This is a genomic window from Alteraquisediminimonas sediminicola, from assembly GCF_019740335.1.
GTDB classification, from domain to species: Bacteria; Pseudomonadota; Alphaproteobacteria; order Sphingomonadales; family Sphingomonadaceae; genus Alteraquisediminimonas; species Alteraquisediminimonas sediminicola.
The window spans coordinates 968,538-983,020 of sequence record NZ_JAHXZS010000001.1; the positions used below are offsets into that span (position 1 = coordinate 968,538).

10 protein-coding genes are annotated in these 14,483 nt (G+C 60.5%); 5 read left to right on the forward strand and 5 right to left on the reverse strand.

Going from position 1 to position 14,483, the window contains the following annotated elements; all coding sequences use genetic code 11:
- Window positions 1–12 precede the first annotated feature (12 nt).
- The 4 genes from K6117_RS04830 to K6117_RS04845 are packed head-to-tail and all read left to right on the forward strand — an operon-like array spanning window position 13 to window position 8,284.
- Entirely contained in the window at window positions 13–891 is an 879-nt protein-coding gene (locus K6117_RS04830) for a glycine--tRNA ligase subunit alpha (RefSeq protein ID WP_343211743.1), read from the forward strand.
- Window positions 892–893: 2 nt separating this feature from the next.
- On the forward strand, window positions 894–2,921 hold the full coding sequence (gene glyS / locus K6117_RS04835; RefSeq protein WP_221792563.1) for a glycine--tRNA ligase subunit beta: 2,028 nt from the start codon (window positions 894–896) through the stop codon (window positions 2,919–2,921).
- Window positions 2,922–2,926: 5 nt separating this feature from the next.
- Complete coding sequence (ppdK, locus tag K6117_RS04840) at window positions 2,927–5,605, forward strand: pyruvate, phosphate dikinase (protein ID WP_221792564.1); 2,679 nt, start codon at window positions 2,927–2,929, stop codon at window positions 5,603–5,605.
- A gap of 18 nt (window positions 5,606–5,623) precedes the next feature.
- A complete protein-coding gene (locus K6117_RS04845) occupies window positions 5,624–8,284 on the forward strand; it encodes a valine--tRNA ligase (RefSeq protein WP_221792565.1) in 2,661 nt (886 codons plus the stop codon).
- Window positions 8,285–8,314: 30 nt separating this feature from the next.
- Here K6117_RS04845 and K6117_RS04850 read toward each other — a convergent pair whose 3' ends face one another.
- Window positions 8,315–9,034: a prolyl hydroxylase family protein gene (locus tag K6117_RS04850; RefSeq protein ID WP_221792566.1), complete on the reverse strand. Its 720-nt coding sequence runs from the start codon at window positions 9,032–9,034 to the stop codon at window positions 8,315–8,317.
- A gap of 3 nt (window positions 9,035–9,037) precedes the next feature.
- Window positions 9,038–10,876, reverse strand: coding sequence for a DUF885 domain-containing protein (locus K6117_RS04855; protein WP_246604807.1), 1,839 nt, complete (start codon window positions 10,874–10,876; stop codon window positions 9,038–9,040).
- Window positions 10,877–11,003: 127 nt separating this feature from the next.
- Between K6117_RS04855 and K6117_RS04860 the strand changes: the two genes are divergently transcribed.
- The gene (locus tag K6117_RS04860) at window positions 11,004–11,531 is read left to right on the forward strand and encodes a DUF4402 domain-containing protein (RefSeq protein ID WP_221792567.1); all 528 of its coding nucleotides are present in this window, start codon (window positions 11,004–11,006) and stop codon (window positions 11,529–11,531) included.
- Window positions 11,532–11,537: 6 nt separating this feature from the next.
- On the opposite strand, the gene lysA is transcribed toward K6117_RS04860, so the two are convergent.
- From lysA to argH, 3 genes are read right to left on the reverse strand one after another with little or no spacing between them, the layout of a single operon-like run.
- Window positions 11,538–12,797, reverse strand: coding sequence for a diaminopimelate decarboxylase (gene lysA / locus K6117_RS04865; RefSeq protein ID WP_221792568.1), 1,260 nt, complete (start codon window positions 12,795–12,797; stop codon window positions 11,538–11,540).
- Between the two features lie 59 nt (window positions 12,798–12,856).
- Window positions 12,857–13,102 (reverse strand): hypothetical protein, encoded by a 246-nt coding sequence (locus K6117_RS04870; protein WP_221792569.1) that lies wholly within the window; start codon window positions 13,100–13,102, stop codon window positions 12,857–12,859.
- A complete protein-coding gene (gene argH, locus K6117_RS04875; RefSeq protein WP_221792570.1) occupies window positions 13,099–14,475 on the reverse strand; it encodes an argininosuccinate lyase in 1,377 nt (458 codons plus the stop codon). The genes K6117_RS04870 and argH overlap by 4 nt, the downstream gene beginning before the upstream one ends.
- Between the last annotated feature and the right edge of the window lie 8 nt (window positions 14,476–14,483).

Here is a 14,483-nt window from a genome sequence, read left to right on the forward strand (position 1 = left end):
GAAGGGTTCATCGTGGACACCGGTACGCCGCTCAGTTTCCAAAATCTGATCCTCACCCTCCATGATTATTGGAGCAAACAGGGCTGCGTCATCCTGCAGCCCTATGACATGGAAATGGGCGCAGGCACGTTCCACCCGGCGACCACGTTGCGCGCGCTTGGCCCCGGCCATTGGAACGCCGCTTATGTGCAGCCGAGCCGCCGCCCGACCGATGGCCGCTATGGCGAAAATCCGAACCGGCTCGGCCATTATTACCAATATCAGGTGATCCTGAAGCCCTCCCCCGGCGATATCCAGCAACTCTATCTCGGCTCGCTGAAAGCCATCGGCATCGATCCGATGCTGCATGACATTCGCTTTGTCGAAGACGATTGGGAAAGCCCGACGCTCGGTGCATGGGGACTTGGCTGGGAAGTCTGGTGTGATGGCATGGAAGTGACTCAGTTCACCTATTTCCAACAGGTCGGCGGCTTTGATTGCAAGCCGGTCGCGGGCGAAATCACTTATGGGTTGGAACGCCTCGCCATGTATATCCAAGGCGTGGACAATGTGTACGACCTCGCGTTCAACGATCATGGCGTAAGCTATGGCGACGTCTTCCTCGAAAATGAGCGTCAGTTCAGCGCCTATCATTTCGAGGCCGCGAACACCGACACCTTGTTCAAGGCATTCAACATGGCCGCCGAAGAATGCAAGGCGCTGCTCGATCGCGACAAGCCCCTGCCGCTGCCTGCCTATGATCAGGCGATCAAGGCAAGCCATATCTTCAACACGCTGCAAGCACGTGGCGTCATCTCGGTCGCGGAACGTCAGGCCTATATTGGCCGCGTGCGCGAATTGACCAAGGGCGCCTGTGCCGCATGGATGGCGCATAACGGGTGGGAGGCCTGATCATGACCGACTTCCTGCTTGAACTTCTCTCGGAAGAAATCCCCGCCCGGATGCAGGCCAAGGCCGCAGCCGATCTCGCGCGACTGTTCGCCGATGAAATCGCCAAATCGGGGCTGAAGGCCGCGAGCATCGAAAGCTATGCGACCCCGCGCCGCCTCGCGCTCATCGCCCGCAACCTGCCGCTTGAAACCGAGGCTGTGCGCGAAGAACGCAAAGGCCCGCGCGCCGATGCCCCGGAACAGGCACTGGCCGGTTTCCTGCGCTCCACCGGCCTCACCCGCGACCAATTGGAGACACGCGACGACGGCAAGGGCAATCTCGTGCTATTCGCCGTGTTCGACAAGCCGGGCCGCAAGACGGCGGATGTGCTGGCCGAGGCCGTACCCGCCATCATCCGCGCCTTCCCATGGCCCAAATCGATGCGCTGGGGCGGGCCGAGTGCCTCGACCGAATCCCTGCGCTGGGTCCGCCCGTTGCAGGGCATCATCGCTTTGTTGGGGGATGATCTCGTCCCGCTGGAAATCGACGGCATCCAATCCGGCTACACGACCGTCGGCCATCGCTTCCATTCTTCCGGCACGGTCACCATCGGCAATGCGGCGGATTATGCGATGAAGCTGCGCGCCGATCATGTCATTCTCGATCCGAAAGAACGCCAGCACATCATCCGCGACGGCGCAGCCAAGGCTGCCGCTGCGGCGGGGCTTGTGCTGGTCGAGGACGAAGGTCTGGTTGCTGAAAATGCCGGGCTGACCGAATGGCCGGTGCCGATGCTCGGTCGCTTTGATGAGAGCTTCTTGCAGGTGCCGGAAGAAGTGATCCAGCTCACCGCCCGCATCAACCAGAAATATTTCATCTGCCGCGATACGGCGGGCAAGCTGGCGAACGCCTTTGTCTGCACCGCCAATATCAACGCATTGGATGGTGGCGCGGCGATTGTCGCGGGCAATCAAAAGGTGCTGGCCGCCCGGCTGTCGGATGCGAAATTCTTCTACGAACAGGATCTGAAGATCGCGCTCGATGCACAGGCGAAAAAACTGGCCGACATCGTGTTCCATGACAAGCTCGGCACCGTCGCCGACAAGGTGGACCGGGTCGCCAAGCTCGCCCGCTGGCTGGTCGAACAGGACATCGTCAAGGGTGCAAACCCCGATGACGCCGAACGCGCCGCGCGTCTGGCGAAGGCCGATCTCGTCACCGGCATGGTCGGCGAATTCCCCGAATTGCAGGGCGTGATGGGCGGCTATTATGCCGCCGCCCAAGGCGAAAAGCCGGAAGTCGCGAACGCCGTGCGCGATCATTACAAGCCGGTCGGCCAAGGCGATATTGTCCCAACCGACCCGATCACGGTCGCGGTATCGCTGGCGGATAAGCTCGACAGCCTCAATGAATTCTTCCGCATCGATGAAAAGCCGACCGGCTCGAAAGACCCGTTCGCGCTGCGTCGTTCGGCTCTTGGCGTGATCAGCCTGATCGAAACCAATGGGCTTCGTTTCCCGTTGAACGACATCAACGCGGGGCAAAATGGCGTACTCGATTTCATGGTGGACCGCCTCAAGGTCCAGCAGAAAGAAGCGGGCGTCCGTCACGACCTGATCGACGCGGTCGCGGCCTTGGGCTTTGAAGACGATCTCGTCCGTCTGCTCGCCCGCGTCCATGCGTTGCAGGCATTCGTCGCGACCGATGATGGCACAAACCTGCTCGCCGGTTACAAGCGCGCGGCCAATATCCTGAAAAAGGAAGATGTGCCAAACGCCCCGGCTAGCCCGCCCGAACTCGATCCGGCGGATAGCGCCCTGCTCGATGCCCTGAATAGCGCCGAACCACAGGCGCGGATCGCGGTCGAGGCCGAACAATTCGAAGCCGCGATGACCGCGCTCGCTTCCTTGCGCGCGCCGATCGACCATTTCTTCGATGCCGTTATGGTCAACGATCCGGATGCGGACAAACGCGCATTCCGTTTAAATTTACTGGTCCGCTTCCGCGACGCCGTGCATAATGTCGCCGATTTCAGCAAGATAGAGGGGTAAAGCCAATGACCCGTTACGTGTATCGTTTTGGTGGCGGTGCCAATGATGGCGCAGCGGGCGACAAGACGCTGTTGGGCGGCAAGGGCGCGAATCTGGATGGCATGGCCTCTATCGGCCTGCCCGTCCCCCCCGGCTTCACCATCGCGACGACCATGTGCGCGCGTTATTATGAAGAAGGCGAAAAATTCCCCGAAGAACTGTTTGCCGAAGTCGCCAACGGCATCGCTCATATCGAAACCGTCACCGACAAGAAATTCGGCGATGCGACCCCGACCGGCAATGGCCCGCTGCTCGTGTCGGTCCGTTCCGGCGCGCGCGTCTCAATGCCGGGGATGATGGATACGGTGCTGAACCTCGGCTTGAACGATCAGACCGTGGAGGCATTGGCCGCCACCTCTGGCGATGAACGCTTCGCATGGGACAGCTATCGCCGCTTCATCCAGATGTATTCGGACGTGGTGCTCTGCCTTGATCATGGCGCGTTTGAAGAGGCGCTCGAAATCGCGAAGGAAGATCGCGGCTTCCACCTCGATACCGAAATGACCGCCAATGACTGGAAGGCATTGGTCGCGAAATATCATGAACTGGTCGTGGAAGAATGGGGCAAGCCCTTCCCGCAGGATGTGCATGATCAGCTTTGGGGCGCAGTCGGCGCGGTGTTCGGCTCATGGCAGGCCGAACGCGCCAAGGTCTATCGCAGGTTGAACAATATCCCCGGCGATTGGGGCACCGCCGTCAATGTGCAGGCAATGGTATTCGGCAATATGGGCGATACGTCCGCAACCGGCGTCGCCTTCACCCGCGACCCGGCGACTGGCGAAAACGCCTATTATGGCGAATTCCTCATCAACGCACAGGGCGAAGATGTCGTCGCGGGCATCCGCACGCCGCAATATCTGACCAAGGACGCGCGCGAAACCGCGCATGCCAAGCCGCTGTCGATGGAAGAGGCCATGCCCGTGGTCTATGGCGAATTGGCCGCCGTGTTCGACCTGCTGGAACGCCATTATCGCGATATGCAGGATATTGAATTCACCGTCGAACGCGGCAAGCTCTGGATGCTCCAGACCCGCACCGGCAAGCGCACCGCCAAGGCCGCGCTCAAGATCGCGGTCGATATGGCGAACGAAGATCTGATCACGCAGGAAGAGGCCGTCGCCCGCGTCGATCCGTCCGCGCTCGATCAATTGCTCCACCCGACGCTCGATCCGGACGCGCATCGCGATGTGCTGACCAAGGGCCTGCCCGCCTCGCCGGGCGCAGCCTCCGGCATTGCGGTGTTCGATTCGGATGTCGCGGAAAAACGCGCCGAAATGGGCGAGAGCGTGATCCTCGTCCGGGTGGAAACCAGCCCGGAAGACATTCACGGCATGCACGCGGCCAAGGGCATTCTGACCGCGCGCGGCGGCATGACCAGCCATGCGGCGGTCGTCGCCCGTGGCATGGGCCGCCCGTGCGTCTCGGGCGCAGGCGCGCTCGCGATTGACGCGGCGGCCAAGGTCTGCCGCGTGGCGGGTCGCGAAATTCGCGAAGGCGATCTCATCACGCTGGATGGCTCGACCGGCGAAGTGATGGCCGGGTCCGTCCCGACCGTGCAGCCGGAACTGGCGGGCGATTTCGGCACGTTGATGGTCTGGGCCGATAAGGTCCGTCGGATGCGGGTCCGCGCCAATGCCGAAACCCCGCATGATTGTCAGGTCGCGCGCGAATTCGGTGCGGAAGGCGTCGGCCTGTGCCGGACCGAACATATGTTCTTCGATGACAAGCGCATCACCTGGGTCCGCCAGATGATCCTCGCCGAAAACGAGGCAGGTCGCCGCGCCGCACTCGATAAATTGCTGCCCGAACAGCGCGGCGATTTCGTCAGCATCTTCGAGGTGATGACGGGCCTGCCGGTCACGATCCGCTTGCTCGATCCGCCGCTGCATGAATTTCTGCCGCACGCGGAAGAGGATTTCGCCAGCGTCGCCGAAGCGGCGGGTGTTGGCATCGAAACGCTGAAACGTCGCGCCAATGAATTGCATGAATTCAACCCGATGCTCGGCCATCGCGGCTGCCGTCTGGGCGTAACATATCCCGAAATCTATGAAATGCAGGCCCGCGCCATTTTCGAAGCGGCCTTGGAAGTCGGGAGCAAAACCGGCGCCGCCCCCTTCCCCGAAATCATGATCCCGCTCGTCGCGACAAAGCGCGAACTGGAACTGATGAAGGAAGTGGTCGACCGCACCGCGCAGGCCGTATTCAAGGAACAAAATGCAAGCGTCGAATATCATGTCGGCACGATGATCGAACTGCCGCGCGCGGCGCTGAAGGCCGGGGAAATCGCCGAAGTCGGCGAATTCTTCTCGTTCGGCACCAACGATCTGACGCAAACCACGCTGGGCGTCAGCCGCGACGACGCCAGCCGCTTCCTCACCACCTATGTCGATAAGGGCATCTACGCCCGCGATCCATTCGTCAGCCTCGACATCGAAGGCGTCGGCGAACTGGTGCAAATCGCTGCCGAACGAGGCCGCAAGACCCGCCCGAATATCAAGCTCGGCATCTGCGGCGAACATGGCGGCGACCCGGCGAGCATCACGTTCTGCGAAAGCGTCGGCCTCGATTATGTCTCGGCCTCGCCTTACCGTGTGCCGATCGCACGACTGGCGGCTGCACAGGCGGCATTGAAAGCGCGGGGCTGAATCGCTAGGGCCGTTCCCATGACCGAATTGTCCAAAACCTTCGACCCCGCCGCCATTGAAGCCCGCTGGTATCAGCATTGGGAAAGCACGGGCGCATTCCGCCCGTCGCGCCCGGATGCGACGCCCTATACCATCGTCATGCCGCCCCCCAATGTGACCGGCAGCCTGCACATCGGCCATGCGCTCGATAACACGTTGCAGGACATTTTGATCCGCCACGCCCGTTTGCAGGGCAAGGATGCATTGTGGGTCGCCGGCACCGATCACGCGGGCATCGCGACGCAGATGGTCGTCGAACGCCAGATGAACGCGCGCGGGGAAAAGCGCACCGATTATTCGCGCGATGATTTCATCGCCAAGGTCTGGGAATGGAAGGCCGAATCCGGCGGACAAATCACCGGCCAGCTCCGCCGTCTTGGCGCAAGCTGCGATTGGGCCAACGAACGCTTCACGATGGACGAGGGCTTTTCCAAGGCTGTCCTCAAGGTGTTCGTCGAGCTCTATAAACAGGGCCTGTTGTACCGCGACAAACGTCTGGTGAACTGGGACCCCGGCCTGAAAACCGCGATTTCCGATCTGGAGGTCGAAACCAAGGAAGTGAACGGCAAGTTCTGGCACTTCCGCTATCCGCTGGCCGATGGTTCGGGCCATATTGCGGTCGCGACCACCCGGCCTGAAACCATGCTCGCCGATATGGCCGTCGCCGTGAATCCGGAAGATGAGCGCTATAAGGCATTGATCGGGACAATGGTCAAACTGCCGATCACGGGCCGGTTGATCCCGATTGTGGCCGATGAACATGCCGATCCCGAATTGGGTTCGGGCGCAGTGAAGATCACGCCGGGCCATGATTTCAACGACTTTGAAGTGGGCAAGCGCGCAGGGTTCAAACCCGCCGACATGCTCAACATGCTCGATGCCGATGCCAATGTGATCCAGACCGCAGACGGCCTGATCCCGGCTGAATTCCTCGGTATGGAACGCTTTCAGGCCCGCAAGCTTGTGGTCGAGCAGATCGACGCGCTCGGCCTGTTGGACAAGATCGAAGATCGCGTCATCCAGACCCCTTATGGCGACCGTTCGGGCGTGGTCATCGAGCCTTGGCTGACCGACCAATGGTATGTCGATGCCGCAACACTCGCCAAGCCCGCGATTGAGGCCGTGCGCTCGGGCGCGATCAAGATCGTCCCGAAAACATGGGAAAAAACCTATTTCAACTGGATGGAAAATATCCAGCCGTGGTGCGTGTCGCGCCAATTGTGGTGGGGCCATCAAATCCCCGCTTGGTATGATGAAGATGGCAAGGTCTATGTCGCCGATGATGAGGCCGATGCACAGGCACAGGCGGGCGCAGGCGTAAAGCTCACCCGCGACACAGATGTGCTCGACACGTGGTTCTCGTCCGCGCTCTGGCCGTTCGGCACACTGGGCTGGCCGGAAAATGAGGCGATGGTCCAGCGCCATTACCCGAATGATGTGCTGATTTCCGGCTTCGACATCCTGTTCTTCTGGGATGCCCGCATGGTGATGCAGGGCCTGCATTTCATGAAGGAAGTGCCGTGGAAGACGCTCTATCTCCATGGTCTGGTCCGCGCCGCCGATGGCTCGAAAATGTCCAAATCCAAGGGCAATACCGTCGATCCCCTGGGCCTGATTGACAAATATGGCGCGGATGCGCTGCGTTTCACCCTGACCGCGATGGAAAGCCAAGGCCGCGACATCAAGCTCGATGAAAAGCGGGTCGAGGGCTATCGCAACTTCGCGACCAAGCTGTGGAACGCCACCCGCTTCTGCATGTCGAACGGCATCGGCGCGTCGCAAACGCTCGAAGCCCCCAAGGCCGAACTTGCCGTCAATCGCTGGATCATCGGCGAGGTGATGGAAACCTTGGCGAAACTCGACAAGGCGCTGGTTGACCTGCGCTATGATGAAGCCGCGAACAGCATCTATCATTTCGTATGGAACAATTTCTGCGACTGGTATCTCGAACTGATCAAGCCGCCCTTTATCGATGGCGAAAAGGGCGAGACCGATCCGGAATCGAAAATCGTGGCCGGTTGGGTGCTCGATCAGATCTTGGTCATGCTCCACCCGTTCATGCCGTTCATCACGGAAGAATTGTGGCACGCCTTGGCCGATCCCGCCAACCCGCGCCCGCATGATCTGATCCACGCCCGCTGGCCCGCGCCACAGGCGACGGTGGATGCGGCGGCACAGGCAGAAATCGACTGGCTGATCCGTCTGGTGAGCGAAGTCCGCACCGCCAAGAATGAACTCGGCATCGCGCCGGGGGCCAAGCTCAATGCATTCGTCCGCGACGCCTCCAGCCAGACCATCGCGCGGCTTGCCAGCCAGCAATCGACGATTGCCCGGCTTGCCCGGCTCGAAAATGTGGCGATGACACAGGCTCCCGAAGGCGGCGCGATCCAATTGGTGGTGGACGAGGCAACCTTCGTCCTGCCGCTGGCGGGCGTGATCGATCTCGACGCCGAACGCGCGCGCATCAACAAGGCGATAGAGTCCCTGTCCAAGGAAATGGCGGGCCTGTCCGGTCGCCTCAACAACCCGGCCTTTGTCGAAAAGGCAAAGCCCGAGGCAGTGGAAAAGGCCCGTGCCGACCATGATGAAAAAGCATCGGAAGTCGAACGATTGGAAGCCGCGCTGAAGCGTCTGGGGTGATAACTCTAGGGGGAAGGATATCCCTTTCCCCTAGACCCAATATCCCTCGCGAAACCATTTGGTGATGACATATTTCACCCCGGCCTCGACCGGCTGGCCAGCATGGAGCGCAAAGGGGTTGGGGCTGCCATCGGCCCGCATATTATTCCACATGATCAACAGGCCCGGCACCGGCTGCATCGCAAAACCGGCATCGCGAAACCATGTATTGCCACCCGCTTCCGGCGCGTTGAGATAGATCATCGCCGTCCATGTCCGCTGGCCGCCGGTCCGCATGTTATCCGGCCAGATCCCGCGCTTCAGGCTGAAATAATCCTGATGCAGGTCGAACTGCTGCCCGACCTTATAGCGTTGCCCCTGCATGGTTTCGCCTTGGCGCGGGTGCAGGCCCATCACATCGCAGATCCGCGCATCGATCTCGGCGACCAACCGGTCAAAACGATCAAGATCACCGCTATCGGACGTCCGGCGCTCGGATGCATAGCCCTCATCGCTCACCACCTCGGACGGGTGGCAATCCGCATCGATCATCGCGATCAGCGCGGCACATTCGGCGGGCGTGACAAAATCATAGCCATAAAACATATCGAGCCGGTCATTATCCACCCGCCCGACATTGGCTGCGCGATCCAGCGCCGCGCACACCATCTCCCCCACCGCCGCACGGCGGCTGGAGGCCGTATCAGGATCATTGATCGTCAATGATCCTACAGGCGGCACCCCGGCCCTGTTCGCCTCCCTCTCCGCCATCGCTCACTTGCGCTCCGCCAGCCATGTATCGATCTTGTTTTCCAGCACCGCCATCGGCAAGGCGCCGGTCATCAGGATCTGGGCATGGAATTCGCGCGGATCGAATTTCTTGCCGAGTACCGCCTGCGCCCGCGCCTTCATCTGCGCAATCGTCATCTGCCCGATCTTATACGCCAGCGCCTGACCCGGAATGGCGATGTAGCGCTCCACTTCCGACCGCACATCGGTCTCGCCCATCGAACTGTTGGCGATCATATACTCCATCGCCTGTTGGCGGGTCCAACCCTTGGCATGGATACCGGTATCGACGACCAGCCGCATCGCGCGCAGCATCTCATCATCCAGCCCGCCAAAGCGGCTATAGGGGTCCTGCTCCATCCCCAGTTCATGCCACAGGCTTTCGGCATAAAGCGCCCAGCCCTCGACATAGGCCGTATTGCCGCCAAAGCGCATAAAGGCAGGCAGATCCTTATTTTCCTGCGCAAGGCTGATCTGGAAATGATGGCCGGGGATCGCTTCATGGAGATACAAAGTCTCCATCCCCGGCGTGGTGCGGCTCGGCAGATCATAGGTGTTGAAATAGAAAATACCGGGCCGGGTTCCATCCGCCGATCCCTGTTGATAGGAACCGCCCGCATCGGTCTTTTCGCGATAGGCAGGCACCGCCCGAATTTCGAGTGGTGTCTTGGGAATGACCGAAAACTGTTCGCGCACACGCTTGTCGACCTGCTGGCCAATAGCGAAATAGCCATCGCGCAGCGCCTCCTTGCTCATCGGCTTGAACCGGGCATCGGTGCGGATAAAGTCGAAAAATTGCGCCAGCGTACCGCTAAAGCCAACCTTGGCCTTGATCGTCTCCATCTCTCCACGAATACGTTCGACCTCAGCCAGCCCGATCTGATGCACCTGATCCGCCGATAACGGCAAGGTCGTATTCTGCTCGATCAGATAGTCATAAAGCGCTGGCCCGCCCTTCATATGGACCAGCCCCACCCCTTCGCGCGCCTTGGGCAGATAGATATTCTTGAGAAAATCATGCATCCGGCGATAAGCGGGGCGAATTTCCTGTCGATATTGGCGGAGATAGGCCCGGCTCAACCGCGCCTTGTCCGCCGCAGAAAAATCCGCCGGAAATTTGGCGATGGGCGCAAGGAAAGGTGCATCTTTTTCCGACTGTCCCAATTGCATCGCGAATTGGTCGATCATGTTTTGTACGATCAAACGGGGATGCACGATTTGCTTGGTCAGGCCCTCGCGAAAACGCAGGATCGAACGATCGAGCAAGCGGACATAACCGCTATTACGCAACAGATTATTGTCATAATCGGCAATAGTCTTGAACGGCGCCGCCGATTGACCGGATGCCAGATCGGGATAAAAAGTCTGAAACCCGGAAAAATGATCAAGCGGGCGCACCGCCGTCCCGGCCAAAATCGGCGGAGACAGCCCCTTTAACGTCATCTCGGTTTGCCAGCGAAAACTGTCATAGGCCACGCGATTTGTCGGGTTCAGCCGGTCCCGATCAATCGCGCGCAAGCGGACAAGATCAGCCCTTGCGGCCATGCGCTCACCATCGAAAAAAGCTTCGGTGACATAATCGCCAAACTTGCTCGCATAACGCAGATCGCCGCGAAACAGCGCATTGATCGGATTGCGCCGCAATGAGGCTTCATCGCTTTCGGCAAACAAACGGATCAACGCATGGTCGGCGTCTTCTTCCGGTGCGGCGATTGTGGTTGGTGCAGCAACAACGGGGGTAGCCATCTCGGCCATGGCAGGCACATGGCCAGACATGAGCAAGGCCATCAGCACCGCACAGGAAGAACGCAACAAATATACCATTTTACCGCCCCGCTTAATCAGGCCGAATTGATCGCATCAAGCAGGGCACGGGTCAACCGGGCCAGCACATAGAAACGACATCCACTTCCCAACCTGTATGTTTGCGCTTAGGATGCGCCCTAGGGACATGAAAAACAAGCCAATCCTTGCGGCGACCTGCCTCGCCCTTAGCGTGATTTCCGCGCACCCCGGCCCTGTATTCGCACAATGCCAACTCTGCGCCCAATCGCCCAATGACATGGGGGATGAGGCACTGACCTATCATCTGCAGGTTGAGGTCATCCAACCGCTCAATTTCGATCGGATCGCACTCGATAATAATATGACGAGCGGCAGCGTCACGGTCGCGCCCGAAGGTGGGCGATCCCTGTCGGGGCAAGTGGTCGATCTGGGCGGACAGCCAATGTCGGGCCGGGTGCGCCTGCGCGGCGCACCGGGACGCGCCGTCCGGATCGACCTGCCCAATGCGGTCACGATGATCGGGCCGGGCGGCAAAACCGCCATGCTGGCCCAGATTCACACCAGCCTGCCCTCATCCCCTCGGCTCGGCGGGGATGGGACGCTGGAATTCAGCTTTGGCGGCCAGTTGATGGTGACGGGGTCGACCATAGGCGAATTTCGAGGCCGCGTCCCCATCGACGCTTATTATGAATAAGCGCTTTTAAAGCCAGTCAGGCACATTATCCCCGGCGATCAGCGTTTCCAACGGCTGGCGCGCGCGCACGACCGACCATTTATCGCCCTTCACCAATACCTCTGGCGTCAATGCACGGCTATTGTAAGTGCTCGCCATTGTCGCGCCATAGGCACCCGCCGTGGCGAACACCATCAGGTCATCCGCCTCAAAATCAGGCGTCACGCGATTGGTCGCAAAAGTATCGCCCGTTTCGCACACCGGTCCGACCACCGTCGACGACATCGTATCACCGCGCGGACGCACCGCACGAATATCATGCCATGCATCATAGAGGCTCGGTCGCATCAAATCGTTCATCGCCGCATCGACGATCACGAAATCATTGGCCGCGCCCTGCTTGATCCGGATCACCCGGCTCAACAGCACCCCGGCATTGGCGACGATCAACCGCCCCGGTTCGAACATCAAACGGACATTCCAGCCCTTGGTCGCCTTGGCCACCATCTGGCCATAAGCAGCGGGCGATGGCGGCAATGGTTCAGCCGGATCATAAGGCACGCCCAGCCCGCCACCAAGATCAGCCGTCGCCAATACATGACCAGCGGCGCGCAATTCGGCCATCAATGCCCCGATCTTTTCAAAGGCGGCACGCAATGGGTCGAGATTGGTCAACTGGCTGCCGATATGCACCGCAATGCCCTGCACCCGCAGCCCCGGCAGCGCCGCCGCCAGCGCATAAGCCTGCACCGCGCGATCATATGCAACGCCGAATTTGTTTTCCTTGCCCCCGGTGGAAATCTTGGCATGGGTCCCGGCGATCACATCCGGGTTGATGCGAAACGCGATGGGCGCAATCTTGCCCATCTCCACTGCGACCGCCGACAGCATTTCCGCCTCCGGCTCGGATTCCACGTTGAACTGGAAAATCCCTTCCTCCAGCGCGAGACGCATTTCATCCGCCGTCTTGCCGACGCCCGAAAACACGATGCGATCCGCCGGAATCCCCGCCGCACGCGCGCGCATCAATTCGCCTGCCGACACGACATCCGCGCCATAGCCCTGTTTGGCCAAGGTCGCGAGCACTGCCCGATTGGGATTGGCCTTGACCGCAAAGGCGATCAGCGGATCGCCGGTCGCGGCCAGCGCTTCACGAAACACCTGCGCATGGCGCTCAATCGTCGCGGTGGAATAGACATAGACGGGCGTGCCGACCTGTTCGGCAATCGTCTCCAACGAGACGCCCTCGGCGTGCATCACGCCGTCAATCAATTCAAAATGGTCCATGGGTCAGGCTCAATCAGCAAAAATGTCTAAAAATAATCCGCGCGTCACAGATCCACGCGTCACTTGGGCGGAAGATCGAAATAATCGTCATAGCGATCCTGCGAACGCCCCAGCAATTCATCGCTTCGGCCCGGCACAGCCTCCGCCGATGGGCGCATCAATTGCTCCGCATTCGGCGCATAACGCGCAGAGTCAGCCTTGGGCGGCAGCGACGTGCCCGACACCGGTTTCAACGGCTCGCGACGGCCACAACCGCTGGCCAATAATGCCATGCCGAGCACGACCATCACGCCGATCCGTTTCATCCGCCTATCCCCAATTCGGCGCGTGCTTCTTCAACGCGCGCACGCACTTGTTCCGGTGCCGTCCCGCCAAAGCTCTTGCGGCTGGCCACCGATTGATCGACCGACAGCGCGGCAAACACGCGGTCATCGATCCGCGCATCGATCGCCTGCAATTCGTCCAGCGACAATTGATCGAGCGCACAGCCCTTTTGCTCTGCCAGCTTGACCGCCGCCCCGGTGATGTGATGCGCCTCGCGAAACGGAATGTCCGCGCCGCGCACCAGCCAATCGGCAAGATCGGTCGCGGTCGAAAACCCGCCCTCTGCCGCCTGACGCAGCCGCGCGGCATCAAAGGTCAGCGTTTCAACCATCCCGGTCATCGCCGCGATGCACAACGCCAACAGATCATGCGCCTCGAACACCGGCGGCTTGTCGTCCTGCATATCCTTGGAATAGGCGAGCGGCAGGCCCTTCATCGTGATCATCAGGCTGGTGAGGCTACCGATGATCCGGCCCGAATGGCCGCGCACCAATTCCGCCGCATCCGGATTGCGCTTTTGCGGCATGATCGAACTGCCGGTCGAATAGGCATCCGGTAATTTCACGAAGCGGAATGACTGGCTGGCCCAGATGATGAACTCTTCCGCCAGCCGCGACAAATGCAGGCTGCATTGCGCCGCCGCCATCAGATAATCGAGCGCGAAATCGCGATCCGATACGCTATCCAATGAATTGCGCGTCGGCCCATCAAATCCGAGCGCCGCCGCCGTCATGTGGCGATCAATCGGAAAGCCCGTCCCCGCCAGCGCCGCCGCACCCAAGGGGGACAGGTTCATCCGCTGCCGCGCATCGCTGAACCGGCTGACATCGCGGCTGATCATTTCATAATAGGCCATCAGATGATGACCAAGCGTCACCGGCTGGGCGACCTGCAAATGGGTATAGCCCGGCATGACCGTGGCGACATTCTCACCGGCACGGATGACCAGCGCCACCTGCAACGCCCGCAACCCCACCAGCACCCCGTCCATCGCATCGCGCACCCACAGGCGGAAATCGGTCGCCACCTGATCGTTGCGCGACCGTGCCGTATGCAGCCGACCGGCAGGCGCGCCGATCAGCGCGGCCAACCGGCTTTCGGTCGCCATGTGAATATCTTCCAGCGCCAGATCGACCGGCACGCCATTGGCGGCATATTCCAAAGCTACGGTGTCCAGCCCGTCGCGAATCGCCTGCGCATCGCTGGCCGTGACAATGCCCTGCGCCTCCAGCATCGTGACGTGCGCCTTCGATCCGGCAATATCTTGTTGCCAGAGCCGCTTGTCGAACGGGATCGACGCGTTTATCTCGCGCATGATGGCCGTCGGGCCTTCGGCGAAACGCCCGCCCCACATGCTATTGG

Coding starts and splice junctions, on each gene's coding strand:
- ppdK (WP_221792564.1), top strand. CDS start 2,927: ATGACCCGTTACGTGTATCGTTTTGGTGGCGGTGCCAATGATGGCGCA.
- K6117_RS04850 (WP_221792566.1), bottom strand. CDS start 9,034: ATGGCGGAGAGGGAGGCGAACAGGGCCGGGGTGCCGCCTGTAGGATCA.
- K6117_RS04860 (WP_221792567.1), top strand. CDS start 11,004: ATGAAAAACAAGCCAATCCTTGCGGCGACCTGCCTCGCCCTTAGCGTG.
- argH (WP_221792570.1), bottom strand. CDS start 14,475: ATGTGGGGCGGGCGTTTCGCCGAAGGCCCGACGGCCATCATGCGCGAG.
- glyS (WP_221792563.1), top strand. CDS start 894: ATGACCGACTTCCTGCTTGAACTTCTCTCGGAAGAAATCCCCGCCCGG.
- lysA (WP_221792568.1), bottom strand. CDS start 12,797: ATGGACCATTTTGAATTGATTGACGGCGTGATGCACGCCGAGGGCGTC.
- K6117_RS04845 (WP_221792565.1), top strand. CDS start 5,624: ATGACCGAATTGTCCAAAACCTTCGACCCCGCCGCCATTGAAGCCCGC.
- K6117_RS04855 (WP_246604807.1), bottom strand. CDS start 10,876: ATGGTATATTTGTTGCGTTCTTCCTGTGCGGTGCTGATGGCCTTGCTC.
- K6117_RS04870 (WP_221792569.1), bottom strand. CDS start 13,102: ATGAAACGGATCGGCGTGATGGTCGTGCTCGGCATGGCATTATTGGCC.